Origin of the sequence: Xanthomonas hortorum (genome assembly GCF_011305375.1) — a bacterium.
Classification (GTDB): domain Bacteria; phylum Pseudomonadota; class Gammaproteobacteria; order Xanthomonadales; family Xanthomonadaceae; genus Xanthomonas; species Xanthomonas hortorum_E.
In genome coordinates this window covers 21,653-47,385 of sequence record NZ_VCME01000024.1, presented here as the reverse complement: position 1 = coordinate 47,385, position 25,733 = coordinate 21,653, and the positions used below count along the sequence as shown (strand labels likewise).

Annotated in this window: 23 protein-coding genes and 1 other RNA gene; 13 read left to right on the top strand and 11 right to left on the bottom strand. The window is 63.0% G+C overall.

What is annotated here, in order from left to right; all coding sequences use genetic code 11:
* The first annotated feature begins 48 nt into the window (after nucleotides 1-48).
* The 4 genes from rfbB to rfbD are packed head-to-tail and all read left to right on the top strand — an operon-like array spanning nucleotide 49 to nucleotide 3,506.
* Nucleotides 49-1,104: a dTDP-glucose 4,6-dehydratase gene (rfbB, locus tag FFY45_RS18880; RefSeq protein WP_176341605.1), complete on the top strand. Its 1,056-nt coding sequence runs from the start codon at nucleotides 49-51 to the stop codon at nucleotides 1,102-1,104.
* A gap of 55 nt (nucleotides 1,105-1,159) precedes the next feature.
* Complete coding sequence (rfbA, locus tag FFY45_RS18875) at nucleotides 1,160-2,047, top strand: glucose-1-phosphate thymidylyltransferase RfbA (RefSeq protein ID WP_168957150.1); 888 nt, start codon at nucleotides 1,160-1,162, stop codon at nucleotides 2,045-2,047.
* Complete coding sequence (rfbC, locus tag FFY45_RS18870) at nucleotides 2,044-2,601, top strand: dTDP-4-dehydrorhamnose 3,5-epimerase (RefSeq protein WP_176341604.1); 558 nt, start codon at nucleotides 2,044-2,046, stop codon at nucleotides 2,599-2,601. Before rfbA ends, rfbC begins: the two co-directional genes overlap by 4 nt.
* Entirely contained in the window at nucleotides 2,598-3,506 is a 909-nt protein-coding gene (gene rfbD / locus FFY45_RS18865; RefSeq protein ID WP_176341603.1) for a dTDP-4-dehydrorhamnose reductase, read from the top strand. The genes rfbC and rfbD overlap by 4 nt, the downstream gene beginning before the upstream one ends.
* A gap of 115 nt (nucleotides 3,507-3,621) precedes the next feature.
* Here the strand turns inward: rfbD and FFY45_RS18860 are convergent, their stop codons facing one another.
* Both FFY45_RS18860 and FFY45_RS18855 read right to left on the bottom strand, forming a co-directional pair.
* On the bottom strand, nucleotides 3,622-5,025 hold the full coding sequence (locus tag FFY45_RS18860; protein WP_176341602.1) for a mannose-1-phosphate guanylyltransferase/mannose-6-phosphate isomerase: 1,404 nt from the start codon (nucleotides 5,023-5,025) through the stop codon (nucleotides 3,622-3,624).
* 45 nt (nucleotides 5,026-5,070) lie between these two features.
* Entirely contained in the window at nucleotides 5,071-6,417 is a 1,347-nt protein-coding gene (locus tag FFY45_RS18855) for a phosphohexomutase domain-containing protein (RefSeq protein WP_176341601.1), read from the bottom strand.
* Nucleotides 6,418-6,551: 134 nt separating this feature from the next.
* Here FFY45_RS18855 and FFY45_RS18850 point away from each other — a divergent pair, with 134 nt between their 5' ends.
* Both FFY45_RS18850 and FFY45_RS18845 read left to right on the top strand, forming a co-directional pair.
* Nucleotides 6,552-7,283 (top strand): CoA transferase subunit A, encoded by a 732-nt coding sequence (locus tag FFY45_RS18850; protein WP_176341600.1) that lies wholly within the window; start codon nucleotides 6,552-6,554, stop codon nucleotides 7,281-7,283.
* Entirely contained in the window at nucleotides 7,283-7,921 is a 639-nt protein-coding gene (locus tag FFY45_RS18845) for a CoA transferase subunit B (RefSeq protein WP_176341599.1), read from the top strand. The genes FFY45_RS18850 and FFY45_RS18845 overlap by 1 nt, the downstream gene beginning before the upstream one ends.
* Before the next feature lie 23 nt (nucleotides 7,922-7,944).
* Here the strand turns inward: FFY45_RS18845 and FFY45_RS18840 are convergent, their stop codons facing one another.
* Nucleotides 7,945-10,680, bottom strand: a complete 2,736-nt coding sequence (locus tag FFY45_RS18840) for a rhamnan synthesis F family protein (protein ID WP_176341664.1) — start codon at nucleotides 10,678-10,680, stop codon at nucleotides 7,945-7,947.
* A 109-nt stretch (nucleotides 10,681-10,789) separates the two neighbouring features.
* Nucleotides 10,790-12,439 carry an electron transfer flavoprotein-ubiquinone oxidoreductase gene (locus FFY45_RS18835; protein WP_176341598.1) on the bottom strand — a complete coding sequence of 550 codons (1,650 nt, stop codon included), beginning with the start codon at nucleotides 12,437-12,439 and terminating at the stop codon, nucleotides 10,790-10,792.
* A gap of 126 nt (nucleotides 12,440-12,565) precedes the next feature.
* Here FFY45_RS18835 and FFY45_RS18830 point away from each other — a divergent pair, with 126 nt between their 5' ends.
* Together FFY45_RS18830 and FFY45_RS18825 are read left to right on the top strand one after the other, a co-directional pair.
* A complete protein-coding gene (locus tag FFY45_RS18830) occupies nucleotides 12,566-13,165 on the top strand; it encodes an alpha-ketoglutarate-dependent dioxygenase AlkB family protein (protein ID WP_176341597.1) in 600 nt (199 codons plus the stop codon).
* A 445-nt stretch (nucleotides 13,166-13,610) separates the two neighbouring features.
* Nucleotides 13,611-13,687: non-coding RNA, sX9 sRNA (locus FFY45_RS18825), on the top strand.
* Between the two features lie 22 nt (nucleotides 13,688-13,709).
* Here the strand turns inward: FFY45_RS18825 and FFY45_RS18820 are convergent.
* From FFY45_RS18820 to FFY45_RS18805, 4 genes are all read right to left on the bottom strand, one after another.
* A complete protein-coding gene (locus FFY45_RS18820; RefSeq protein WP_023902523.1) occupies nucleotides 13,710-14,354 on the bottom strand; it encodes an ABC-type transport auxiliary lipoprotein family protein in 645 nt (214 codons plus the stop codon).
* Nucleotides 14,351-15,277, bottom strand: a complete 927-nt coding sequence (locus FFY45_RS18815; protein ID WP_023902524.1) for an MlaD family protein — start codon at nucleotides 15,275-15,277, stop codon at nucleotides 14,351-14,353. Before FFY45_RS18815 ends, FFY45_RS18820 begins: the two co-directional genes overlap by 4 nt.
* A gap of 2 nt (nucleotides 15,278-15,279) precedes the next feature.
* Nucleotides 15,280-16,116: an ABC transporter ATP-binding protein gene (locus tag FFY45_RS18810; protein WP_023902525.1), complete on the bottom strand. Its 837-nt coding sequence runs from the start codon at nucleotides 16,114-16,116 to the stop codon at nucleotides 15,280-15,282.
* Between the two features lie 93 nt (nucleotides 16,117-16,209).
* A complete protein-coding gene (locus FFY45_RS18805) occupies nucleotides 16,210-17,439 on the bottom strand; it encodes an MlaE family ABC transporter permease (RefSeq protein ID WP_176341596.1) in 1,230 nt (409 codons plus the stop codon).
* Between the two features lie 49 nt (nucleotides 17,440-17,488).
* On the opposite strand from FFY45_RS18805, the gene FFY45_RS18800 reads away from it, so the two are divergent.
* Nucleotides 17,489-18,748 (top strand): threonine/serine exporter family protein, encoded by a 1,260-nt coding sequence (locus FFY45_RS18800; RefSeq protein WP_043888908.1) that lies wholly within the window; start codon nucleotides 17,489-17,491, stop codon nucleotides 18,746-18,748.
* 59 nt (nucleotides 18,749-18,807) lie between these two features.
* Here the strand turns inward: FFY45_RS18800 and FFY45_RS18795 are convergent, their stop codons facing one another.
* The 3 genes from FFY45_RS18795 to FFY45_RS18785 form a co-directional block, all read right to left on the bottom strand.
* Nucleotides 18,808-19,272 (bottom strand): H-NS histone family protein, encoded by a 465-nt coding sequence (locus FFY45_RS18795; RefSeq protein WP_023902528.1) that lies wholly within the window; start codon nucleotides 19,270-19,272, stop codon nucleotides 18,808-18,810.
* Between the two features lie 144 nt (nucleotides 19,273-19,416).
* Nucleotides 19,417-21,111: a proline--tRNA ligase gene (locus FFY45_RS18790; RefSeq protein ID WP_168957139.1), complete on the bottom strand. Its 1,695-nt coding sequence runs from the start codon at nucleotides 21,109-21,111 to the stop codon at nucleotides 19,417-19,419.
* Between the two features lie 247 nt (nucleotides 21,112-21,358).
* Complete coding sequence (locus FFY45_RS18785; protein ID WP_176341595.1) at nucleotides 21,359-21,763, bottom strand: DUF4124 domain-containing protein; 405 nt, start codon at nucleotides 21,761-21,763, stop codon at nucleotides 21,359-21,361.
* A 133-nt stretch (nucleotides 21,764-21,896) separates the two neighbouring features.
* On the opposite strand from FFY45_RS18785, the gene pssA reads away from it, so the two are divergent.
* The 4 genes from pssA to FFY45_RS18765 all read left to right on the top strand — a co-directional run bounded on the left by pssA (nucleotide 21,897) and on the right by FFY45_RS18765 (nucleotide 25,582).
* Entirely contained in the window at nucleotides 21,897-22,670 is a 774-nt protein-coding gene (gene pssA / locus FFY45_RS18780) for a CDP-diacylglycerol--serine O-phosphatidyltransferase (protein ID WP_023902531.1), read from the top strand.
* 39 nt (nucleotides 22,671-22,709) lie between these two features.
* Nucleotides 22,710-23,186, top strand: coding sequence for an alanine acetyltransferase (locus FFY45_RS18775; protein ID WP_176341594.1), 477 nt, complete (start codon nucleotides 22,710-22,712; stop codon nucleotides 23,184-23,186).
* A complete protein-coding gene (gene rimI, locus FFY45_RS18770) occupies nucleotides 23,183-23,665 on the top strand; it encodes a ribosomal protein S18-alanine N-acetyltransferase (RefSeq protein WP_023902533.1) in 483 nt (160 codons plus the stop codon). The genes FFY45_RS18775 and rimI overlap by 4 nt, the downstream gene beginning before the upstream one ends.
* A gap of 783 nt (nucleotides 23,666-24,448) precedes the next feature.
* Complete coding sequence (locus FFY45_RS18765; RefSeq protein WP_176341593.1) at nucleotides 24,449-25,582, top strand: pectate lyase family protein; 1,134 nt, start codon at nucleotides 24,449-24,451, stop codon at nucleotides 25,580-25,582.
* Nucleotides 25,583-25,733: the final 151 nt, after the last annotated feature.

The window sequence follows — 25,733 nt, the reverse complement described above, 5'->3', positions numbered from 1 at the left end:
GTGGTTTGAAAATGCAGCGCGGGTGCGCGCGACCAGGAGGGGTAGACAGTGGCGACTTGGCTAGTAACCGGCGGGGCCGGCTTTATCGGCGGAAATTTTGTCCTTGAGGCGGTCGCGCGCGGGATTCGCGTAATCAACCTCGACGTGCTCACCTATGCGGGGAACCTGAACACGCTGGCGTCGCTGGAAGGCAACGCCGACCATGTTTTCGTCAAGGGCGACATCGGTGATGGCGCGCTTGTGACTCGCTTGCTGCAGGAACATCAGCCGGACGCGGTGCTGAACTTCGCGGCCGAAAGCCATGTCGATCGTTCGATCGAAGGCCCTGGCGCCTTCATCCAGACCAACGTGGTCGGCACTTTGGCCCTGCTTGAGGCAGTGCGCGACTATTGGAAAGCGTTGCCGGATACGCGCCGTGATGCGTTCCGCTTCCTGCATGTGTCCACCGACGAGGTCTATGGCACGCTGGGTGAGACCGGCAAGTTCACCGAAACCACGCCCTACGCCCCGAACTCGCCGTACTCGGCCTCCAAGGCAGCATCGGATCACTTGGTGCGCGCGTTCCACCACACCTACGGGCTGCCGGTGCTGACCACCAACTGCTCGAACAACTACGGTCCGTACCACTTCCCCGAAAAACTCATTCCATTGGTCATTGCCAAGGCGCTGGCCGGCGAGCCGCTACCGGTGTACGGAGACGGCAAGCAGGTGCGCGACTGGCTGTTCGTCAGCGATCATTGCGAAGCGATCCGCACCGTGCTGACCAAGGGCCGGGTCGGCGAGACCTACAACGTGGGCGGCAATTCCGAGCGCCAGAACATCGAAGTCGTGCAGGCGATCTGCGCACTGCTGGATCAGCATCGTCCGCGCGAAGACGGCAAGCCGCGTGCAAGCCAGATCACCCATGTCACCGACCGCCCCGGGCACGACCGGCGGTATGCAATCGATGCGTCCAAGTTGAAGGACGAGCTGGGCTGGGAGCCGGCGTACACCTTCGAGCAGGGCATCGCGCAGACGGTGGAGTGGTACCTGACCAACCAGGCGTGGGTGCAGGGCGTGCTGGATGGCAGTTATCGTCTGGAACGGATCGGCGCCGCGGCATAACGCGCGTCCCTTGCAAGAGCCTGCGCATGCGCGCGGGCCTCAACAGGAGTACCTCATGACACAACGTAAAGGCATCATTTTGGCGGGCGGGTCAGGCACGCGCCTGTATCCGATCACCAAGGGCGTCAGCAAGCAGCTGTTGCCGGTGTACGACAAGCCGATGATTTACTACCCGCTGAGCGTGCTGATGCTTGCGGGCATCCGGGACATTCTGATCATCAACACGCCGCATGAGCAGGCGCTGTTTCAGTCGCTGTTGGGCGATGGCTCGCAGTGGGGCGTCAATATCCAGTACGCCGTGCAACCCAGCCCGGACGGGTTGGCACAGGCCTATCTGATCGGACGCGACTTCGTAGACGGCAAGCCGAGTTGCCTGGTGCTGGGCGACAATATTTTCCATGGGCATGGTCTGACCGAGACCTTGCGCCGCGCCGATGTGCGCGAGCAGGGTGCAACGGTGTTCGGTTATTGGGTCAACGATCCGGAGCGCTACGGTGTTGCCGAATTCGATCAGCAGGGCAAGGTCATCGACATTGCCGAAAAGCCGGAAAAGCCGCGTTCCAACTATGCGGTCACCGGCTTGTATTTCTATGATGGCAAGGCCAGCGACTATGCGGCTGCCTTGAAGCCGTCGCCGCGCGGCGAATTGGAAATCACCGATCTCAATCGTTGCTATCTCGATGCCGGCGACTTGCATCTTGAGCCGCTGGGGCGCGGATACGCGTGGCTGGATACGGGCACGCATCAGTCTTTGCACGAAGCGGCCAATTTCATCGAGACCATCCAGATGCGTCAGGGTCTACAGGTGTGCTGCCCGGAGGAAATCGCATTTGGGAAGGGCTGGATCGATGCTGCGCAGCTGGAGCGCCTGGCCGCGCCACTGCTGAAAAACGACTACGGAAAATATTTGAATGCATTAGCCAAGCGCGGGGTTGTCCCTTGAAAGTGATCGAAACGACGTTGCCCGGCTGCGTCGTCATCGAGCCTGCAGTCTTTGGCGATGAGCGCGGTTATTTCTTCGAAACATGGAATGCGGAGCGTTTCGGACAGCACGGCCTACCGACAAATTTTGTGCAGAGTAACGTCTCAACATCTGCCAGGGGCGTACTACGCGGTCTGCACTATCAGTGGCCTCGCCCGCAGGGCAAATTGGTGAGCGTGCTTGAAGGCGAGGTCTACGACGTTGCAGTGGACATCCGCAGTGGATCTCCTCACTTCGGGCACTGGACCGCAGTCTTGCTGAGTGCAGAAAACCGACGTCAAGTCTGGATACCTGAAGGCTTTGCGCATGGCTTCGCGGTGCTTTCGGAGAAAGCATTGTTCAGCTATCTGTGCACCGACGTGTACGTCAAGGAGGCTGATGCTGGCGTGCGCTGGAATGACGCGGAGATCGGGATCGATTGGCCGATCAGCGATCCATTGCTGTCCGCCAAAGATGCCAACGCACCGTTCCTTAGCGAAGTGCCCGTCGATCGCTTGCCGGTGTATACGCCGTGACCACGTTGGTCTTCGGTGCAAACGGGCAGGTCGGGACGGAACTGCTGCGTGCACTGGCGGCCAATGGCGCGGTGCAGGCAACGACACGCAGCGGCCGGTTGCCTGATGGCAGCGCGTGCGAGACGGCGGACTTCGACGCACCGGAAGCTTTGCCAGCCTTGCTGGACCGGATTGCCCCGTCGCGGGTGGTCAATGCTGCAGCCTACACGGCAGTAGATCGCGCCGAGCAGGATCGCGATAGCGCCATGCGGGCGAATGCGCTATCGCCTGGCGTCATTGCGGCATGGTGTGCTGCCCGTAACGTGCCGTTGGTGCACTACTCGACTGATTACGTCTTCGACGGCCAGGGCAGCGCCCCCTATCTGGAGGATGCGCAGACCTCGCCGCTAGGCGTGTATGGCGAAACCAAGCTTGCTGGCGAGGAGGCCATCCGCGCCTCCGGTGCGCAGCATCTGATCCTACGCACGGCCTGGGTGTACGCCTCGCATGGCGCCAATTTCCTGCGCACGATGTTGCGTGTCGGCGCCGAGCGCGATGAGCTGCGCGTGGTGGCCGATCAGATCGGAACGCCGACGCCGGCGGCATTGATCGCCGATGTCACCGCGCAGTTGCTGCGCCAACGCACACCCGACACCTCGGGCACATGGCACCTCACGGCTGCCGGGCAGACCAGCTGGCATGGCTTTGCCGAGGCGATTTTCCAGGAAGCGGTCAGCTCAGGCTTGCTGTCGCGCGCACCGCGCGTGGTGCCGATCACGACCGCCGACTACCCGACGCCCGCAAGGCGGCCGGCCTATTCGCGGCTGTCGATCGACAAACTGCAGCGCGATTTCGACGTTGTGTTGCCGGACTGGCGAGTCGGCCTGCAGCGCGTGATTGCCGAAATCGCCGCTGCCAAACAGTAAAGTCGCGATGCTGGTCGGTGGCAACATCCGCGCCGACCAACACAATCCGCAAAGACAAACAGCCGGGAATCCCCGGCTGTTTGCTTATGTGTTGCAGAAACCTGCAAGCGACCGATCAGGTGCGCCCGTAGGTGTCTTCGAAACGCACGATGTCGTCTTCGCCCAGATAGCTGCCGGACTGCACTTCGATCAGTTCCAGCGGCAATTTGCCTGGATTGCGCAGGCGATGGGTCACGCCAAGCGGAATATAGGTACTCTGGTTCTCGGTGAGCAGCAGCACCTCTTCGCCACGCGTGACTTCTGCGGTGCCGCTGACGACGATCCAGTGCTCGGCGCGGTGGTGATGCATCTGCAGACTGAGCACGGCACCGGGCTTGACGGTGATGCGCTTGACCTGGTGACGGTGGCCCATGTCGATCGAATCGTAAGCACCCCACGGACGATAGACCTTGCGATGCCAGGTCGCCTCGGAGCGACCGTCGGCCTTGATCCGGCCGACCACATCCTTCACTTCCTGGATGCGATCGCGGTGACCAACCAGAACGGCGTCTGGCGTCTCCACCACAACCACGTCCTCCAGACCGACCATGGCAATCAGGCGCGAGCCATACGCATAGGTGTTCTTGCAATCGAGCTGGATGACATCGCCATGATGCGCGTTGCCCTGGCTATCCTGCTCGGAGACGTCCAGCAGCGATGACCATGAGCCAACGTCATTCCAGCCGGCATCCAGCGGCACGACGACCGCATCGGCAGTCTTTTCCATCACCGCATAGTCGATCGAATCCGACGGGCTGGAGGCGAACGCATCCTTGTCCAGACGGGTGAAGTCGGCATCGCGCTTGCCGCCTTCCCACGCCTTCTGACACGCATCGGCGATGGCGGGATGGAATTTGCGCAGTTCTTCCAGATAGCGCGATGCGCGGAACAGGAACATGCCGCTGTTCCAGTAGTACTCGCCGCTGGCCAGATAGCCTTGCGCGGTAGCCAGGTCGGGCTTTTCGACGAAGCGTTCGACCGCGGTGGCGCCGGTACCGGCACCGGCCTTGATGTAGCCATAGCCGGTTTCAGGCGCAGTCGGCTTGATGCCGAAGGTGACCAGCTTGCCCTGTTCTGCGGCAGCTGCCGCGACGGTCACGGCAGCCTGGAAGGCGGCCTCGTCACGAATGACATGATCGGAAGGAAGCACCAGCAGCAGCGGATCGCCGCCGTTGCGGGTGGCTTCCAATGCAGCGACGGCAATTGCCGGCGCAGTGTTGCGGCCCTTGGGCTCAAGCAGGATGGCAGACGGCTTCACGCCTAATTGCTGCAACTGCTCGGCGGCCATGAAGCGATGTTCTTCATTGGCCACCACGATGGGTGCATGCGCCGCTACCGGAGCGGAACGCAGCCAGGTGGCCTGCAGCATGCTGTGCTCGCCGACCAGCGGCAGGAACTGCTTCGGGTACGATTCGCGCGACAACGGCCACAGGCGCGTGCCGGAACCGCCGGACAGGATAATCGGAAGGACGTCGCTCATGAGCGGGGGAAACTCCAGTGCGTCAAAGTGGGGGATGATGGTAAATCAGCCGCGTAGCAGATCGGAAATCTCCTGCGTACGCGTTTCCAGCAGGGCGGCGTCGCCGCGCGTTTCCACGTTCAGACGCAGCAGTGGTTCGGTGTTGGAACTACGCAGGTTGAAACGCCACTGGCCGAAGTCCGCGCTGATGCCATCGGTGTAATCCAGCTCGGGTGACAGCGACGCGTAATGCTCCATCACGCGCGCAACCGCGGCCTTGGCATCGTCCACCTTGAAGTTGATCTCGCCGCTGCAAGGGAACTTCTGCATGCGTGCTTCCACCAGATCTGCCAGCGAACGACCGGACTGCGACACCAGCTCGGCAATCAACAGCCACGGAATCATGCCGGAGTCGGCGTAGGCGAACTCGCGGAAATAATGGTGCGCGCTCATTTCGCCGCCGTAAACGGCGTTTTCGCTGCGCATCTTTTCCTTGATGAAGGCATGCCCGCTCTTGCACAACACCGGAATGCCGCCGCTGTCTTCGACCATCTCCACGGTGTTCCAGGTCAGGCGCGGGTCGTGCACGACCTTGCCGCCCGGCTGCTTGGCCAGGATTGCCTGCGCCAGCAGCCCGACCAGGTAATAGCCTTCGATGAAGCGGCCGCTGTGGTCGAAGAAGAAGCAACGATCGAAGTCGCCATCCCATGCAATACCGAAATCGGCGCCGTGTACCTGCACCGCCTTGGCGGTGGCAGCGCGGTTTTCTGGCAGCAACGGGTTGGGAATGCCGTTGGGGAAGTTGCCATCGGGTTCGTGGAAGACGCGCACGAATTCGAAGGGAAGATGCGGTGCGAGCAGATCGACGATCAGACCGGCGCCACCGTTGCCGGCGTTGACCACCAGCTTGAGCGGCTTGAGCGTGCTGCGGTCCACGTAGCTGAGCAAATGCTCAAGGTAGGCAGTCTTGTCGGTGCGGCTCTGCTCGCTCGCAGTGGGCTCACCCGGTGCGGCGGTATCGGCGGCGACAGTATCGCGAATCGCGAACAGGCCGGTGTCGGAGCTGATCGGTCGCGCCTGCTCGCGCACCAGCTTCATGCCGTTGTAGTCCATCGGGTTATGGCTGGCAGTGACCATCACGCCGCCGGCCGCCTTCAGGTAATCGGTCTGGAAATAGACCTCTTCGGTGCCGCACAAGCCGATATCGATCACCTCGCGGCCGCTGGCGCGCAGGCCGGCCGAGAGCGCTTCCTGCAAGCCGGGGCTTGCCAGGCGCACGTCATGGCCCAGGACCACCGGCCCTTGATCCAGCTGTGCCGCCAGCGCCACGCCGATGCGGCGAGCCAAGTCCTCGTTGAGTTCATCCGGCACGCGGCCGCGAATATCGTAGGCCTTGAAGGCGGGTAGCGTCATGGGCAATTCCTGGGGTGGGGGACGCCCGAGTTTAGCGGCTGCGCCGTGTCTTGGGTGTGGCGGAATTGCGAACGGGGACAGGGAACAGTCAGCGGCTAGAATGGCCGCTTCACATCAGCGAGGCGAGGGCGGTGATGCGCAATAGTGGACGTGGTAAGGCAAGCGGCAAAAGCTATGCCGATGCCAAGGCGGCGCTGGACGGGGTGCTGGCCGACGGCCAGACCCTGGCGGTGGGCGGCTTTGGCTTGTGCGGAATCCCCGAAGCGCTGATCGCGGCAGTGCGCGAAAGCGGAGTCGGCGGGTTGACCGTGATTTCCAACAACGCCGGAGTCGATGGATTTGGGCTTGGCCAATTATTAGCCACCCGGCAAATCCGCAAGATGATTTCATCCTACGTGGGCGAGAACAAGGAATTCGAACGCCAGTATCTGGCCGGTGAACTGGAGCTGGAGTTCAACCCGCAAGGTACGCTGGCCGAGCGTTTGCGTGCAGGTGGTGCGGGAATCCCGGCGTTCTACACAGCGACCGGCTACGGCACCATCGTCGCCGAGGGCAAGGAAACCCGCGAATTCGACGGCAAGCATTACGTGCTGGAGACCGCGCTGCAGGCCGATGTGGCGTTGGTCAAGGCATGGCGTGCGGATACGGCCGGCAATCTGGTGTTTCGCAAGACTGCGCGCAATTTCAATCCCGCCTGCGCCATGGCCGGTCGCGTCTGCATCGCCGAGGTCGAGGAAATCGTGGCGTTGGGCGCGATCGATCCGGACCAGGTGCATCTGCCCGGCATCTATGTCGACCGCCTGGTACTCAACGCCACGCCGGAAAAACGCATCGAACAGCGCACCGTGCGCGAAGGACAGCAGTGATGGCCTGGACCCGAGATCAGATGGCCGCACGCGCGGCGCGCGAATTGACGGACGGCGCCTACGTCAACCTGGGGATCGGCCTGCCGACACTGGTGGCCAATCACATTCCCGATGGCGTGGATGTGTGGCTGCAATCGGAGAACGGCCTGCTCGGCATCGGCCCGTTTCCCACCGAAGACGACGTGGATGCGGACCTGATCAATGCCGGCAAGCAGACCGTCACCGCGCGCGCCGGCGCCAGTTATTTCGGTAGCCACGACTCGTTCGCGATGATCCGCGGCGGGCACATCGATCTGGCGATTCTCGGTGCGATGCAGGTCACCGAGCGCGGCGATCTGGCCAACTGGATGGTGCCTGGCAAGATGGTCAAGGGCATGGGCGGCGCAATGGACCTGGTGGCCGGGGTCAAGCGCGTGGTGGTGCTGATGGAACACGTGGCCAAGGACGGCAGCCACAAGATCCTGCCCGAGTGCGACTTGCCGTTGACCGGCGTGGGCGTGGTCGATCGCATCATCACCGACCTGGCAGTCTTCGATGTGACCGACGGCGGGCTGGTGCTGGTGGAGGCGGCAGATGGGGTGGATCTGGAGGAGTTGCGCCATAAGACCGGTGTGGCAATCCTGACGCCTCAACCGTGAGGCAAGGCCGGATGGTCGTCAGGTCATCCGGCCCGGACCGATCCGCGTCCAGTGAAGCGATCGTCCAGTTGCAGCTCTGCCAGCCACGGTGCCTGCCAGCGTCCGGAGCCGACGCACTGCAGCGGGATCTGGACCGAGGCTCGATCGAAGTCCAGCAGGTAGCTTTCGTCCTGCGCAACCTGACAAACGTCTGCAATGAACGCTAACGCACCTTCATGCACCTGCGCGATCGTCGCCCATTGCGCTGGCGATAGCTCCGGACTGGCGTAGACCGCAGTCGGAACCTCGGTGGTGCCTGTGAAGTAGGAAAACTGCGGCGAAGGAGCGGTGAGAAGTGTTTCCAGAAGCAGATCGTGGCGCAGGATCGTGGATTGCTCCGGATCACCCTCGGTACGGCCATCAAAATAGCGGGCGGCGGCCCAACTCTGGGCAGTGATCTTTGTGGCGCGCCCGTTCAATGCAAAATAGGCGCCACCCAGCGGATGCCCAGTCAATCTTGCAAGGTTGGCCTGGATGGTGCCTGAGTAACCTATATCGGCCACCATGGCTGCACCGTTACCTGCGGTCGCTCTCCAGTAATGCAGGTAGGCCGTCCTTTCAGTTTCGGCAAGCGCCAGCAGTTCATCTATTGCTGGAGCTATCAGCTCTAGAAGTTCGGCGTGCATCTCCGGCAGGTAGACATCGCGTTGCATGACCGACTGGCCTAACCGGCGCTCCAGAATATGTGCCGCGGCATCTCCCAGGCGGGCCTGCACCATGTTGCCCAGCGTCCCGGTGTAGGTACTGTCCAGCAGCAATGCAAGATCGTCCGGCGTGTGTAGCGAGGGTGTTCCGGTTCCCCGCCGCGATGCGAGCAGATACTTGCCATGAAGCTGGTCAAGCGCCGGGGACGTTTGTTTCACGAGCTGAAAACCCTGCTCCAGCAGGTAGCCTTCTCGGCTCAAAAATAAAATCGTTTCGATGTTGGTTTGCTTCGCCATGCGGACCAGCCAAGCGAGATAATCGAAGATCAACGGGCCGATGACCACGTAGCCAAGACTTGCCGGGGAGAGTGTCGGCAACGGCATCAATGTTTCCGGCTGTCGGTCGGCAAGATCGGCGAACCGATTAGCCAGCAAGCCAAGCCATAACTGGTCCTGCCACCGCGTTGCCGCACCCAACGGTGGCCGAAGCGGGCGCAATGCAGGAACCACATCCAGTAACGCAGATGGGCGAAGCACATGCACTGGAGTCAGTAATTTGTGCATCTGTGGACGTTGGATATCGCCGTGTTCGTTATCGCCGACATGCAGCCACTGCGAGGTGTCGATTTTTTCAATGTCTGGCAGCTTCTGCCAGGCACTGTCAGCATCTTTGCGCCAACCCGTTTCGCAGGAGACATACCAGGCCGCTGGCAGCGTGCTGACCTCGGGCGGCAGGATCTGCTGCAGCAATGTGCTATCCAGATACATGTCCGACAGCGCAACCAGGCGGGTGCCACGTTGCTGCAACTGTGTAGCTGCTGCGATCACAGCCCGACGTGGTTGTAGCAGTCTGGCTTCCAGCGCCACTTCCAATGCCTGGAGGGCGCCGATTGGGAGTCCTTCCGCATCAGGTAGGCCAGACAGGGTGTTGTAGATGCTCGATAGATCGACATCGGCGCCACATTGATGGCGTGCCTTGGACTCAGCAAGGTCGCGTAGTTCAAGAAAGTTCTCGACCCCGAATTTGCATGCTACTAAGTGGGCAAGATAGGCGCGAGCACCCGCCGGAAACAGGAACGGTCTCACCACCAAGGTGTCGAAGATGTCCAATGACACCAGTCGAGCTTGAAGAGAGGACAGTGTGAATCGCGTGGCGATCGGCGTTTCGAACGCAGCCTGCCAGTTGCGCCCACCTTCGCCGCTGAGCGCCAGCGTGCCGTCTTGCGGCAATATGCCGATGCGATACTGCTGATGCCGCACGATGGCGACGAACATACGCTCCATTGCGTGGTGCAAGGTGCCATCGATCTGGCCGCGCTCTTCGGGAAAGTCCTTCAGCTCAAGGTCCAGCGCGTACAACGGCCGTAGTGCATCCACCTTTGCCCAAAACATCGATCCTGCAGGAAAGTCGATGTACTCCGAGGCGCTGATATCGAATCCGAGACGTTGGGCCAGCGCGCGGCAAACCTCAAAATTACTCAGCCAGGTATGTGCCCATAGCGGCACCCGTTCGTAACTTTCGGGGTAAAGCATGCCAAGGCGCGGCTCGGCCTGAAACATTCCCAGTTGCCAGGCGATGCGCTCCGGGCTCCCCATCAGGGACGAGACCAGGTAGCGGCGCCACTGGCCTTGCTCGCTGCCGGTATACAGGGACTTTTTCGTGTGCAGGTGGCCCACGACATCCAATGCCAGGATCTGCTCACGGAACGTCACCACCAGTGGCGCGATATCACGGCCACGGTTGGACACGATGCGCACATCCAGTTTCTCAACATGCGATAGCTTGGAAAAGCGGGCGCGTGCGTGATCTGCGGCGGCTTCGTCCATCACAGAGACCAGCAGGTCATAGCCAACCGGCATGTGCTGGAGTGACTGTGCGAATTCGTCGATCAGATCAGGATAGAAGACGTGCACCATCACGCCGACTTTTAACTGCAGCTGCGACAAGGGCACAGGCGCGACGAACGGCGCTTGGTCCGACAGGCGTGAAGCCGTTGGCTGCTTGCGTCCGGCCAATCGCACTCGCCCAAGAAATCCGCGTATTCCGAGGGCGCGGATCACTTTGAACGCCCGCATCGCAACTGCAGTTGCGCCGGAGAAACCGCCGCCATGGAGCTCTACCGAGCGACGTGCCGCAACCACGAGTTTGGAGAGACTGCTAGTCACGCGGCATGCCAGTCGTTGCTCATAGATTCTGATAGTTCGGCCCGGAACCACCCTCCGGTGTGACCCAGGTGATGATCTCGTAGGGGTCCTTGATGTCGCAGGTCTTGCAGTGCACGCAGTTGGCGGCGTTGATCTGCAGGCGTTTGCCGGAGGGGCTATTGGTATCTGCGACCATCTCGTAGACGTTGGCCGGGCAGAAGCGCGTGCAGGGGTTGTCGTACTCCTGCACGCAGCGGGTGGCGCAGATATCGGTGTCGAGCACCTGCAGATGCACGGGCTGGTCTTCGTCGTGCTCGGTGGCAGCGAAGTAGACCGCCTGCAGGCGGTCGCGCGGTGCGAGTTCGCGTTGTGCGTAGTCGCGCTTGGGTTGTTCGTACTCGCCAATCTTGTGCAACGCAGACCAGTCCGGTTTGTTCTTCAGCGTCCACGGCGAGGCGCCCTTGAGCGCGGTTTCCCAGGCGGCGTTGAGCAGGCCGAACCATAGGCCTTTCTTGAAACCGGGCTTGATATTGCGCACTTCTTTCAACTCGGCCATCGCATCGGAGGCGCGCAGTTTTGCGTCGAAGCCTTGCGGTGCCAGTTGCGATTGCACCAGGTGTTCGGCGGCCAGCATGCCGCTGCGGATCGCCTGATGGGTGCCCTTGATCTTGGGCACGTTGAGCAGGCCGGCGGTGTCGCCGATCAACAAGGCGCCGGGCATGTCCACTTTCGGCAGCGACTGCCAGCCACCGGTGACGATCGCGCGCGCGCCGGCCGAAAGAATGCTGCCGCCTTCCAGCACCGACTTGATCAGCGCGTGGTTCTTCCATTGCTGGAAGGCTTCCCACGGCTGGTATTTGGGGTCGCTGTAGTCCAGACCGCTGACGTAGCCGAGCGCGATCTGGTTGTTGTCCAGGTGATACAGGAAGCTGCCGCCGTAGGTACGGTTGTCTGCCGGCCAGCCGAGCGTATGCACGATTTTGCCGGGGCTGACGCGGCCTTCCGGCACCTGCCAGAGCTCCTTGATGCCGATCGAATAGCCCTGTGGGTCGGAGCCGGCGGTGAGGTCGAAGCGTTTGAGCAGGCGCTTGGTCAGATGGCCGCGGGCGCCTTCGGCCAGTACGGTGACCTTGGCGCGGATGTCGATGCCGGCGGTGTAACCGGGCTTGTGCGATCCATCCTTGGCCACGCCCATGTCGCCAATGCGCACGCCGATGACCTGGTCGTCGGCGTCGTGCAGCGTTTCGGCGGCCGCGAAGCCGGGGTAAATTTCCACGCCCAGCGCTTCGGCCTGCGGTGCCAGCCAGGCGCACATCGCCCCTAAGCTGACGATGAAGTTGCCGTGGTTGCGCATGCCCGGCGGCACCACCGGGAACTTGCGTGCGCTGTCCTTGCCGAGAAACCAGAATTCGTCGTCGGTGGCGGCCACGCAGATCGGCGGCGGGTTGTCGCGCCAGCCGGGCAGCAGAGCATCCAGCGGACCCGGTTCGATGACCGCACCGGAGAGGATATGCGCGCCGATGGTGCTGGATTTTTCGATCACGCACACGCTGATGTTCGGATCGAGCTGCTTGAGCCGGATCGCAAATGCCAGCCCCGCCGGACCGGCGCCGACGGTGACGACGTCGTACTCCATCACGTCGCGCTCGACCGTCTCTGACGCATGTGCGCCGACTCCCGCTTCCGACATTGCTCCGCTCCCGTTGGCTCGATGGCTGACGCGCATTTTCCGGGATTCGATGTGACGGCGGCAAATCGGATCGATTCATCCGTACCGCGCGGCACCGCTCAGCGGACGCGTGCTAGCGTTTGCCGCATGAAGATTCGGGTTGCACTGCCGCAAGCGGAGATCGCCTGGTGTCGCGGCTGGTTACAGGCGGCGCAGGCCGATGTGCTGATGCAGGCGCTCTTGCAGGATGTGCGCTGGGAAGTGCACCGCATCCGGATGTTCGGGCGGATGGTGGATTCGCCGCGCTTGAGTAGCTGGATCGGCGATGCGGAGGCGAGTTATCGCTATTCGGGCACCCGGTTTGCGCCGCAGCCGTGGCTGGAGGCGTTGCAGCCAGTACGCACGCGCCTGCAGGATGAAACCGGGCATCCGTTCAACAGCGTGTTGGTCAACCGCTACCGTAGCGGCAACGATGCGATGGGCTGGCACAGCGATGACGAACCGGAGCTGGGCGCGCAGCCGCTGATCGCCTCAGTGAGCCTGGGCGGCACGCGGCGGTTTGCGTTCAAGCATCGCGACGATGCGGCGTTGAAGCAGACGCTGGAGCTGGGCCACGGCGATCTGCTGCTGATGGGCGGCGATACCCAGCGCCATTACAAGCACGCCTTGCCGCGCACCGTAAAGCCAGTCGGCGAGCGCATCAATCTGACCTTTCGGCAGATTGCGATGCGCGTGTCCCAGCGATAAGAGCGGCTAACAAACGTAGCGAGCGCTCGGCTGGCGGGGAGCGCAGTGGTTTCGTTGGCTGCATCTTGTTGGGTGCAGTCAGAAGCCAGGTCAAACGCTGGGTCGGTCGAGGGCGCGGTGCCTCACCGCTTACGGGACACGCCGCAAGTACGTCCATGTAGGCTCGGTGGCGGCATTCATGCCGCCACACGGTCCCGCAAGCGGCAAGGACACCGCACCAGAAAGTTTGCCGGCTGGGTTATTGAAAACCATGCGCACCGACCATCTCTGTTGGTCCTTGCCCGCCCACCGTCGCGGGACCTTACGCGGCATGGATGCCGCGTAAGAGCTTACAAGGACGTACTTGCAGCGTGTCCCGCGACGGTGGGCGGGCAAGGGCCCTGCAGCCAGGCCACAGATCAACCGCTCTGCGGCAGCCACCAGGCGGCCGGTGCTCGGAATCGGCATGTACCACTCGTACACTCCCGGTTCCTGCGCGCCGTCCGTGCCCACCTGATGACAGCTCGCTGCGTTTTGTTAGGCGCTCCAGGTCTGTCGCTTGCGCTTACAACGAACGCGGCAGGTTCTGGCTGTCCTGTTGACCGGTGATCAAGGTCCAGCCCACCAGCTCGGTGGTGACCTGCGTCATCGCCTGCTCGAAAGCTGCGGCAACCGTTGCGGTGTCGGTACCCGTAGAAGGGCGTGCAACCAGGAAGGTGCGCGAGGCCACCACGCGCTGATCGGCGGCGTGCAGCAGTTTGGCGTTGAGTTCGATCGTGGCCGAGGGCAGCGATTGGCCGGCGTAGTCGGACTCGAAGCGGCGCAGGTCGATTACCAGCTTGTAGTCGGAGCGGATGCCGGTGCCGATGCGGGCGACCGCCGCGATCTTGCCGGAGTCCTCGAACGCGCGCACCACGCTGTCTTCCAGCATGTCGGTGGCCGGTTGTGCCCAACCGGCGCCGTGATAGACCTGCAGCTCGCCCGGTGTCGGGCGCACGTTGATGCGCGGGCTGTCGATCACACGCGCGGCGCTGGGCTTGGCAACCGAGAGTTGCCAGCTCACCTGCGGCCAGGACGGATTCGGCGTGATCCGCACGGTGGGTGCGTAGATCGTGGCCGGTTTCTGGTCGCCGCCGGTCAGCAGCGAGCAGCCGCCCAGCGCCAGCAGCGAGACGCACAACAGGGGACGCAACAGGCGCATGGCAGTCATTTCGGTTCGAACTCCTTGGGTGCGTCGCGGCCGAGCAGGTAGCGCGCAGGGTTGTTGTCCAGTTTGTCGCTGACCCGGCGCAGATCGCGGATCAGACCGCGCAATTCGGTCAGCGTGGGCCCAAGTTGGCCGAGGCCATCGTTGGCGAAACTATTGATGGCCGCGCGGTTCTCGCCAAGGATGTTGTCGGCGTTGCCAGCGGCCGAATCCAGCTTGACCAGCGTGGCGTCGAGCTTGGCCAGGATGCCCGGCAACTGCTGCACCAGGTTCTGGTCCAGCCGCTTGATGGTGCCGTTGGTGGTGGTCAGGGTCGTGTCCAGATTGCGTGCGGCATCGCGCGCGCTGACGATCAGCGCCTGCATGCCTTCGTCGCGATCGGCGATGCCGCCGCTGATCTTTTCCAGGTTCTGCAAGGTGGCGGTGATGCTGGCCACATTCTTGTCCGAGAGCATCTGGTCCATGCGCTCGACGATGCGGTTGGCGGTGTCGGTGATGTTCTGCAGCGCCGAGGGCGTGGTCTGGATGATCGGCGCATCGCTCTTGTCGATGGTGGTCAGCGACGGTGCTTCGGGCGTGCCGCCGGAGAGCTGGATGATCGACGGGCCGGTCAGGCTGGTGATGGCCAGCTTGGCGCGCGTATCGCTCTTGATCGGCGTGGTGGAGTTCACCCGCACGTGCGCCACGACCTGGCGCGGGTCGTTCGGCGCCAGCGTCAGCTCGGTGATCGAGCCGACTGCGATGCCGTTGTATTGCACCGGGCTGCCGACCGTCAGGCCGGTCACCGCCTCGCGAAACACCACGCGGTACTGCTGCCAGGTGCGGTCGGAGGAGTATTTGGCCGCCCACAGCCCGAACAGCAGCAAGGCCAGGCCTGCCACGATGGTGAAGGCGCCGATCAGGACGTAATTGGCTTTGGTTTCCATGCTCAGGCGGTCTCGGTGGAGTCGGTCTTGGCCGCGCGCGCGGCGCGGGCGCGCGGACCGTGGAAGTATTCCTGGATCCAGGGGTGGTCGAGCTGTTCGACTTCGGCCAGCGGTGCATTGGCGATCACCTTGCGATCGGCCAGCACCGCGATGCGGTCGCAGATGGCGTACAGCGTATCCAGGTCGTGGGTGATCAGGAACACGGTCAGGCCCAGCGCCTGCTGCAGGGTCCGGATCAAACGGTCGAAGGCGGCCGCGCCGATCGGGTCCAGGCCAGCGGTGGGCTCGTCCAGAAACAGCAGCGGCGGGTCCAGCGCCAGTGCACGCGCCAGGCCGGCGCGCTTGCGCATGCCGCCGGACAATTGCGAGGGCAGCTTGTCCAGCGCATCGGCCGGCAAACCGGCCAGCTTGATCTTCAGCAGCGCCAGTTCGAAATACCAGCGCTCCGGAAACTCGCCGTGATGCTCCTTCAGCGGCACCTGCACGTTCTCGCCAACGGTCATCGACGAGAACAGCGCGCCGTCCTGGAACAGCACGCCGGTGTTGCGGGTGATGTGCTGGCGGTCGGCGAAGCGGCCCGAGCGCGCATCTGCGCCCAGCACCTGGATGCTGCCGGCGTCCGGCTCGCGCAGGCCCAGGATGCTGCGCATCAGCACCGACTTGCCGGTACCCGAGCCGCCGACCACGCCCAGGATCTCGCCGCGGCGCACATCCAGATCCAGTTCCTCGTGCACGACCTGGCTACCGAAGCGGTTGGTCAGCCCGCGCACCGAAATCGCCAGCTGGTCGTCGTCGGTATCGATCTCGGGACCGGTGATTGGGGATTCGGGATTCGTCACAGTGCGTCTTCCCTATGAGTCCGGGCACGCTGCACGCGCCCGCTTTGGCGAATCCCCAATCCCGAATCTCGACTATCCAATCCCTGCCTCATCTCACCACCCCATCTTCATGAACCACAGCGCGGCAATCGCGTCGAGGATGATGACCAAGGAAATCGTCTGCACCACCGAGGAGGTGGTGCGCTCGCCAACCGACTGCGCGGTGCCGCTGACCTTCAAGCCTTCCAGGCAGCCGATCAGACCGATCACCAGCGCAAACAGCGGCGCTTTGGACAGCCCGACCAGAAAATGCCGCAACTGGATGGTGTCGTGCATGCGTGCCAGGTACATCTGCGGCGGAATATCCAGATCGAACGCACCCACCGTCACACCACCGGCCAGGCCGGCGATCATCGCGATGAAGGTCAGCAGCGGCAGGGTGAAGATCAGCGCCAGCAGGCGCGGAATCACCAGCAGGTCGATCGGGTCCAGGCCCAGGGTGCGGATGGCATCCACTTCCTCGCGCGATTTCATCGCACCGATCTGCGCGGTGAAGGCGCTGGCGGTGCGTCCGGCCAGGACAATGGCGGTGAGCAGCACGGCGAATTCGCGCAGGAAGGCAATCGACACCAGCTCCACCACGTAAATTTCCGCGCCGAAGTCGCGCAGGATGGTCGAGCCGAGGAACGCGATCACCGCGCCCACCAGGTACGACAGCAGCACCACCAACGGCACCGCATCCAGGCCGACCTGCTCCATGTGGTGCACGGTGGAGGTGAGGCGGAAGCGGCGTGGCTCGTGGATCAGCCGCGCGATCTTGACCAGGTTCTCGCCCAGAAAGCTGTTCAGTTCGAGGATGCCCTGGCCAACGCCATGGGTGGTGCGGCCCAGGCGGTCCAGCGCGGCGACAAAACCGTAATCGCGTTTGGGTTTGGGGCGCTCGTCGTTGAGTTCTTCGATGGTGCACACCAGGGCCTGGTGCTCATCGCGGAAATCGATCGCGTCTTCCTTCAAGCCCATACGGCTGGCGAAGCGCAGCAACTGCAGCACGCCGGCCGAATCCAGTTGCGCGATGCCGCGCGCGTCGATGCGACGAATGCCATCGGGCACGGCCTGCAGCAGTTCTGCCTGCGGCAATGCGGTCGCCAGGACCCAACTGCCGGCAAGGCGGACCTGTGCGTGATCCTGCGAGTCTTGTTCGATGCGTGGAGGTTGCGGTTTGATCATGGGTGGCCTGTCCGTGGCGCCAGCATACCGCGACCGGCGTGAGCGAATGTTGGGGACGCTTCGCACCTGCGGCTCCGGCATGGGCGATCGGGGCGCCGGCCACGCGCACTGCGGCATACACTGGCGGCCTCGCCAGACGGCGTTTCTCCGATCCGACCCGCTACGCATGTCCGCCGCCACCCTCGTCCAACCGTCCGCCAGCGCCACCTACGCGCAGCGCGTCGCCTTCGTTTCGGAAATCGCCGGGCGCCTGCATACCTACGGCACCACCGCGCAGCGGCTGGAGGCCGCGGTGGTCGGGCTGTCGCAGAAGCTGGGGCTGGACTGCGAGCCCTGGTCCAATCCCACCGGGATTATTTTGAGCTTCAGCGACCCGACCAAGTCGATCGGCTCCAGCGACATCACCCGGGTGATCCGGCTGGCCCCGGGCGAGAACGATCTGTACAAACTCAGCGTGGCCGATTACATCGCCGACAGCGTGGCCAATGGACGCATGAGCATCGCGCAGGGGCACACGGCGCTGCGCCGGCTGGACCGCGAGGTCGACCGGCGTGGCAAGACCATGCAGGTGCTGGCCTTCGGGCTGGCTGCAGCCGGCGTTGCCGGGCTGTGGAAATTGCCCTGGCTGGATATCGCCACCGCTGGCGCGATCGGTATGTCGATCGGGCTGCTGACCCAATACACCGATAAACGCCCGGCCACCAAAGAGGCCGGAGAAGCATTGGCCGGCTTGCTGGCCGGGGTGGTGGCCACGGTAGTCGGCTCGCTGCTCGGCCCGTTGAATCTCAATACGGTGATCATCGCCTCGCTGGTGGTGCTGCTGCCCGGCATGTCGCTGACCAATGCCTTCAACGAGCTGGCCAGCCAGCACTGGGTCTCAGGAACCGCGCGCCTGGCCGGTGCGGTGACCACGGTGCTAAAGCTCACCGTCGGTGCGGTGATCGCCGTGACGCTGACGCAGCTGGTCGGCTTGCAGCCACAGCTCGCCGCGGTGCGTCCGCAGGCCAGTTGGGTGGAATGGGCTTCACTGCTGGTGGCCGCTTATGCGTTTGCAGTGTTGTTCAAGGCCAGTCGACGCGATTATCCCTGGATCATGGCTGCAGCCATGTCCGGTTATGTCATTGCGCGTTATGCGGGGCATGCCTGGGGCGGCCCGGCCGGCGTATTCGCCTCGGCCATGGCATTGACTGCCGCCGGTAATCTATTCGGGCGGGTGGTGCAAAGACCCGGTGCATTGATTCGTTTGCCGGGCATCATCATGCTGGTTCCGGGTAGTACCAGCCTGCGCGGATTTCTCACCCTGGTGCAGCAACAGGATGTCAGTGTCGGGCAAGCGGCACTATTGGCAGTGACCAATATCGTGATGGCATTGATGGCCGGATTGCTATTCGGCAATCTGTTGATTCCGGCCCGCAAGAATTTATGAGGTGCAGGAAACGCGCGCAATAAAAACGCCGGCAATGCCGGCGTTTTTATTGGTTTGAATCAAGCGGCCTTGGACTTCTTGGTGGCGCGCTTGGTGACAACTTTACGTGCCGAGGTCTTCTTGGCAGGGGTCTTCTTGGCGCCGACCTTGCTGATCAGAAAGTCTTCGACTTTCTTGCCGGCGGCGGTCAATTCGGCCAGCCAGCGCGGCTGCTTGCCACGGCCGGTCCAGGCTTCCTGGGGATTGGCCGGGTTGCGATACTTCGGCGGCACCTTGCCCAACTTGCGGCCGGCGCGCGGACCCGGCTTGGCAGCGGCAGCCGGACGACCCGGACCAGCGCTGGCAGTGGCAGAAGCGCCAAACAATTCTTCAATGGAATAACCATGCGCTTTTGCGGCGCGGGTCAGCTGGGTGCGGACCTTTGCGATCGGGGTGCGCTTGGCAACCACCGTCTGCTGCTTCTTCGCATTCTTGATCAGTGCACCCAACTGCTTGGCCGACAGGCCGCTAAGATCGATCGACATCACTACTCCGGAAAATGAGAGAGAAAAGAATGCCGGTCCGTGGCAGCGCTGGCCATCATAATGTCAGAAAACCCGCGTGACAAATGCGCCGAAATAATTCGGCGCCTTGTGTTCATCTGTTTGAAGCGGGTTCGGGGTGTTTGATCAACGTTCCAGGCGGGAGAATAACCCGGCCTTATCCAGGTTTTCTGCTGCCTCGGCGGTGCGCGCGCGATATTCAAATGTGCCGGCCGCCAATCCGCGTTCTGAGACCACCACCCGATGCGGAATGCCCAATAGTTCCATATCGGCAAACATGGCGCCCGGACGCAAACCGCGATCGTCCAGTGCGGCTTCGATCCCTGCGGCAATCAATTCGTCCAACAGCGCGCCGGCTGCGGCAATCACCTGTGGGTCCTGTTTCGGGTTGATCACGCACACCACCACCTGCCATGGCGCCATCGGTGCGGGCCAGATGATGCCGGCCTCGTCGTGGTTCTGTTCGATCGCCGCAGCCACGATGCGCGAAATACCGATGCCGTAGCAGCCCATCTTCATCACCGCGACCTTGCCGTTCTCGTCGATCACGGTGGCCTGCAATGCCTGTGCGTACTGGCTGCCAAGCTGGAACACATGGCCCACTTCGATGCCACGGGCCAACCGCAGCTCGCCGCCATCGGCCGCACGTTCGCCTTCGATGACGTTGCGCACATCGGCCACGGTGTCCGGCTCGGGCAGGTCGCGGCCCCAGTTGACGCCTGCCAGATGCGCGCCGGACACATTGGCGCCGACCACGAAATCGGCCAGGGCTGCGACATCGCGGTCGGCCACCACGCGCACCGGGCGCGCGGTGTTCACCGGGCCCAGAAAACCCGGCTCGCAGCCGAGGTGGTCGCGGATTTCGGCCTCATTGGCCATCCGGTAGCCGGCCAGCCCGGCGACCTTGCCCAGCTTGATCTCGTTGACCGCGTGGTCGCCACGGACCAATACCAGCACAAAGCCGGCCTCGGTCATCACCGCCACCGACTTGACCGTGCGCTGCAGCGCGATGCCCAGCAGCTGGGCGACGTCTTCGCAGGTCTTCTGGGTGGGCGTTGCGACCTGGCGCATCGCCTCGCCAGCCTCGGCGCGCGGGGCGGGCAGGGCAGCGCTGGCAGTTTCCACGTTGGCGGCGTAATCGGAAGCCGTGGAGAACGCCAGCGAGTCTTCGCCGGAGGCGGCGATGACATGGAATTCCTGCGAGGCGTCACCGCCGATGGCGCCGGAATCGGCCTGCACGGCGCGGAATTCCAGCCCCAGGCGGGTAAAGATGCGGGTGTAGGCCGCGCGCATGTTGTCGTATTCGCGCGCCATGTCCTCGTCGGTGAGATGAAACGAGTAAGCGTCCTTCATCAGGAATTCGCGCGCACGCATCACCCCGAAGCGCGGGCGGATTTCATCGCGGAACTTGGTCTGGATCTGATAGAAATTCAGCGGCAGCTGCTTGTAGCTGTTGATCTCCTGGCGCGCGAACTCGGCCGCGGCTTCCTCGGCAGTGGGGCTGTAGCAAAACTCCTGTTCCTTGCGGTCCTTGATCTTGAGCAACTGCCCGCCGAACTTTTCCCAACGCCCGGTGGCGTCCCACAACTCGCGCGGCTGGATGGTGGGGAACAGCACTTCCACCGCCCCGGCGCGGTTCATCTCTTCGCGCACGATGGCCTCGACCTTGCGCAACACGCGCAGGCCCAGCGGCGACCAGGTGTACAGCCCGGAGGCCAGCTTGCGGATCATGCCCGCGCGCAGCATCAGACGGTGGCTGACCAGCTCGGCGTCGGCCGGGGTTTCCTTGGTGGTGTGCAGGTGGAACTGGGAAAGACGCATCGGGCTTCGCTTGGGCGGAAAGCCCATAGTTTGCCAGTGTCGCGCCCTGGCGGTCATCGGCGAGGTCGCTGCCCCGTCTCGGCAGGGCGGGAAAGACCGGTGCGTGACCGGTCTGGCCAAGTGTTCTTGGCCCAAAGACGTGTGGCCGGCGTTCTGGCGCGGCCGGTGCTGAAATCGGCGGTGCCTTGCGTAGACGGCAGTTGGTGCGCAGCGTCCACCCAATAGAGGGCGGCCAGGTGTTTTGGACTCAGGTGGCCGGGCCGTTGCTGGTCGGTGCCGGCTTGCAATAGGCCTTGGCGGCCGCTTCGGCGAGGTTGCGCTGTGCGGTGCGGGCATCCGGGTCCAGCGGGGTGCCAGGCTTGCCGTCGGCGCCAGCGCCCATGGTCACCTCGCCCTTGCCGCTGAGCAGCTCCAGGTTGCGGCGTGCGGTGAGGCAATCGGCCGATTCGGGTGCGGCGGTTTCCGGCGCGGCGATGGCCGCAGTGCCGCTGCGCGCGTCGATCCGGCGCGATTCGTAGCGCTGGCCGGACGGCGGCGGGGTTTCGGTGTAGTGGGTCACGCCCTTGGCGTCCTTCCACTTATAGAGATCGGTCGCGCCGGCGCCGGCGCTGACCAGCATCAACAGGGCGCAAAGCCCGGACGACAGCTGCATGTGGCTTCCCCTGGATGATTCCCGCGGCGATTGCAGCATCCGCGGCCTGCGCTGGCAAGTGATGCCGCCCGGCGTACGCGTCAAGGGCAGGGCGCGCTACCGCCGAACGGACCTCAGGCCCTACACTTGCCGGATGGATGAAATGAGACCGCCCCCGCGCTCGCGCACGATTTACCTGCTGCCGAACCTGTTCACCACCGCCGGGCTGTTTTCCGGTTTTTACGCCATCATCGCCGCCGCCAATGGGCAATTCGTCCAGGCGGCCATGGCGGTGTTCGTGGCTGCGGTGATGGATGGGCTGGACGGTCGGGTCGCGCGCCTGACCAATACCAGCAGCGAATTCGGCGTGCAGTACGACTCGCTGGCCGATCTGGTCAGCTTCGGCATGGCCCCGGCATTGGTGATGTACCACTGGTCGCTGTCGGCACTGAAGTACGACAGCAACGTGATGGGCCGGGTCGGCTGGTCGGCTGCCTTTCTATATGCGGCCTGCGCGGCATTGCGGCTGGCTCGCTTCAACACGCAAGTAGGCGTGGTCGACAAACGCTGGTTCATCGGCCTGGCCAGTCCGGCGGCGGCCGGCTTGATGATGGCGTTCGTGTGGGCGTTTGCCGACGACAGCCTGGGCTTCGATGGCGAGCAGCTGCGCTATCTGGCATTGGCGATCACGGTGGTCTCTGCCTTGTTGATGGTCAGCCGGATCCGCTTCTGGAGCTTTAAGGGCGGTGCGCGTGGGCCGCGTGCCGACCGCGTGCCGTTCCTGGCGCTGGCGATCGCCACGGTGGTGATCGCGCTGCTGGTGATCGACCTGGCCCGTTCGCTGCTGGTGATTGGTGTGCTGTATGCGCTGTCCGGCCCGGTGATGTGGCTGTGGCGGCGCTGGCGGCGCGTCCCCGAGCTGCCATGAGCCCGGCTGTGATGAGCAACCTGTCATGAGCGTGCTGTCATGAGTGAGATGGCGTCCGAGCCGATGTGGTCCGATCTGCAGGTCTCGTATCTGCAGGCGTTGGGGCACACCGTGTATCTGGACCGTGACACGGTGGATGCATTGCCTGCGCCTGCCGAGGTGGTCGAGAGCGCGCCGGCAGCCGCGCCGATGCGCGTCGAGCGTGCGGTGCAGGCGCCGTCGGTGGCGCACGCTGCGGCGCCTGTCGCACGTCGCACCGCACCGGCTGCACCCGCCGAGGCGCCACGTGCGCCCAACACCGCGCCGTCGGCCGCGCCGCCGTGGCGTAGTCGTGTCGGCCTGCCGGATCGTTTGCAGATCGCGTTGCTGCGCGCTTCCGGCTGCAACCCTGGCGATCCGAATACCCAGGCCTTGATGGCCACCTGGCCGCTGGCCGAGTTGCGTGGCAACCCGGCCGCCAAGCGCGCGCTGTGGCCGCAGCTGCGTGCGCTACGGCGGCGCCAGGACCCGGCGTGAGCGCATTGAACGCACCCCTGCCCACAGCGCTGCGCGCGATGCGCGAGAGCGATCTGGACGTGGTGATGGAGATCGAGCATCGCGCCTATCCGTTTCCGTGGACGCGCAACATCTTTCGCGACTGCCTGCAGGCCGGCTACCCCGGCTGGGTGATGGAGCAGGGTGGCCAGGTCATCGGCTACGGCGTGATCAGCATTGCCGCCGACGAGGCGCACGTGCTCAACGTCTGCATCGCACCAGAAGCCCAATCGCAAGGCCATGGCCGCGTGCTGTTGCGCGCGTTGATCAAGGGCGCCTGCGATCGCGGCGCGCGGCGTGCGTTTCTGGAAGTACGCCCGTCCAATCCCTCGGCGATCGCGCTGTATCACTCCGAAGGCTTCAACGAAATCGGACGGCGCCCACGCTACTACCCCTCCAACACCGGGCGCGAGGATGCGTTGGTGATGGCGATCGAGTTGTTCTTCGAAGGGTTCTCCTGAGCGCCATTGGCAGTTGCTGACCGCGTTCGTCGATGGGCTGCGTTGGTGACGGTTGATGTGATGCGTGCTGATGCCTGCGTGCATCCATTGCTGTTGCGCTGCAGCTCGCGTGCGCAATGTCCATCGCAGCAACAGGCTGCGCCTGCGATCGGATGCCGTTAACCGCATGCCACCACCGACGATGTCGCCGTCCGCACTCAATCGCTTGCCGTCGCTCTGACTCAGGCTGTCGCGTGGTTGCAATCGATGGCATTGCGATGTGTGCAATTGTTGCATCCGATTGATTGCCCGTCGTGCGCATCGTCCCCTATGCAGCGTGGCGCGCCGCGCTGATCGATGGCGATATTTTCGCCGTATTCCAATTCTTTTTTGGTTGCGCTGATCGCATAAGCCCGATCACAGTGCGTGCGTTGCGTTGTCGATACGTCGCATCGCAACACGCATGGACGTCGAAGAAAACACGCGGCACGTGATCGCAGCGGTACACCGTACTGAACCTGCGTCCATCTGTATTGCGACTCGAATCATGCTGCGCTGCAGTGTCCTTGTCGCTGTCTCTGCGTGTCTTGAGTGCAGCGTTTTGTCTTCTCTTGGGTGTCTCGCAACCGTTTGCGTGACTGCGCATCCACATCGATACATCGGCTAGATACAAGCGATTGCGATGCTCCTAGTATCGGTTTCGCGGAACTGAACATTACATAGATGAAAAGTATGTTCCGCGCCTGTTAGACGAGGGGTGTGCCGCCGCGCGGCGCATCGAACCTATCCGAGGGAGACATCAAGATGAAGCCGAAATTTTCAACGGCGGCCGCCGCGTCGCTGTTTGTCGGGTCGTTGCTGGTCGTTGGCGTTGCCTGCGCCGATCCTGCACTGGAAGTTGCAACCACTGGTTGGGCAACACAGAACGGTGGGACCAAAGGCGGCTCCAAAGCGGCCGCTGCCAACATCTACACGGTCAAGAATGCCGCCGAGCTGAAGAACGCGCTGAAGGCCAGCGTGGGCAGTAACGGACGCATCATCAAGATCAGCGGCATCATCGATGTCAGTGAAGGCAAGCCCTACACCAAGACCTCGGATATGAAGGCACGCGCGCGTCTGGACGTGCCGACCAAGACCACGCTGATCGGCGTCACCAGCAACGCGGAAATTCGCGAAGGCTATTTCTACGTCAAGGCCAACGACGTCATCATTCGCAATCTCACCATCGAAAATCCGTGGGATCCGGAACCGGTCTGGGATCCGGACGATGGCAGCGCCGGCAACTGGAATGCCGAGTACGACGGCTTGACGGTGGAAGGTGCCACCAACGTGTGGGTGGACCATGTCACCTTCACCGATGGTCGCCGCACCGACGATCAGAACGGCACCGCCAATGGCCGCCCCAAGCAGCATCACGATGGCGCGATGGACGTCAAGAAGGGCGCCAACTTCGTGACGATTTCCTACTCGGCCTTCAAGTCGCACGAGAAGAACGATCTGATCGGTTCCAGCGATAGCGCCTCCAGTACCGACAGCGGCAAGCTCAAGGTGACCATCCATAACACCTTGTTCGAAAACATCTCCGCACGTGCGCCGCGGGTGCGCTTCGGCCAGGTGCATCTGTACAACAACTACCACGTTGGCAGCACCACTCATCCGGTCTACAAGTTCTCGCACGCGCATGGTGTGGGCAAGGAATCGAAGATCTTCTCCGAGCGCAATGCGTTCGACATCAGCGGTGTCAGCGGTTGCGACAAGATCGCAGCCGATTACGGCGGTAGCGTGTATCGCGATCAGGGCTCGCTGCTCAATGGCAAGGCGCTGACCTGCACGTGGAATACCAACATCGGTTGGACGCCGCCGTACACCTACAACCTGCTGTCGGCTGACAAGGTCGCTGCAGACGTCAAGGCAAAGGCTGGCGCCGGAAAGCTGTAAGCGGTACCAACGCAACATTGAATGCAGCGCCTGCAAAACGGGTGCTGCATTTGCGTGTGTGCGATGTATGCGAAGTACACGCAAGAATAAAAAATAATTTTCAAAAATAGACTATTCAATAGTTTTCATAAGCATTAGGATCGAGTTGCGA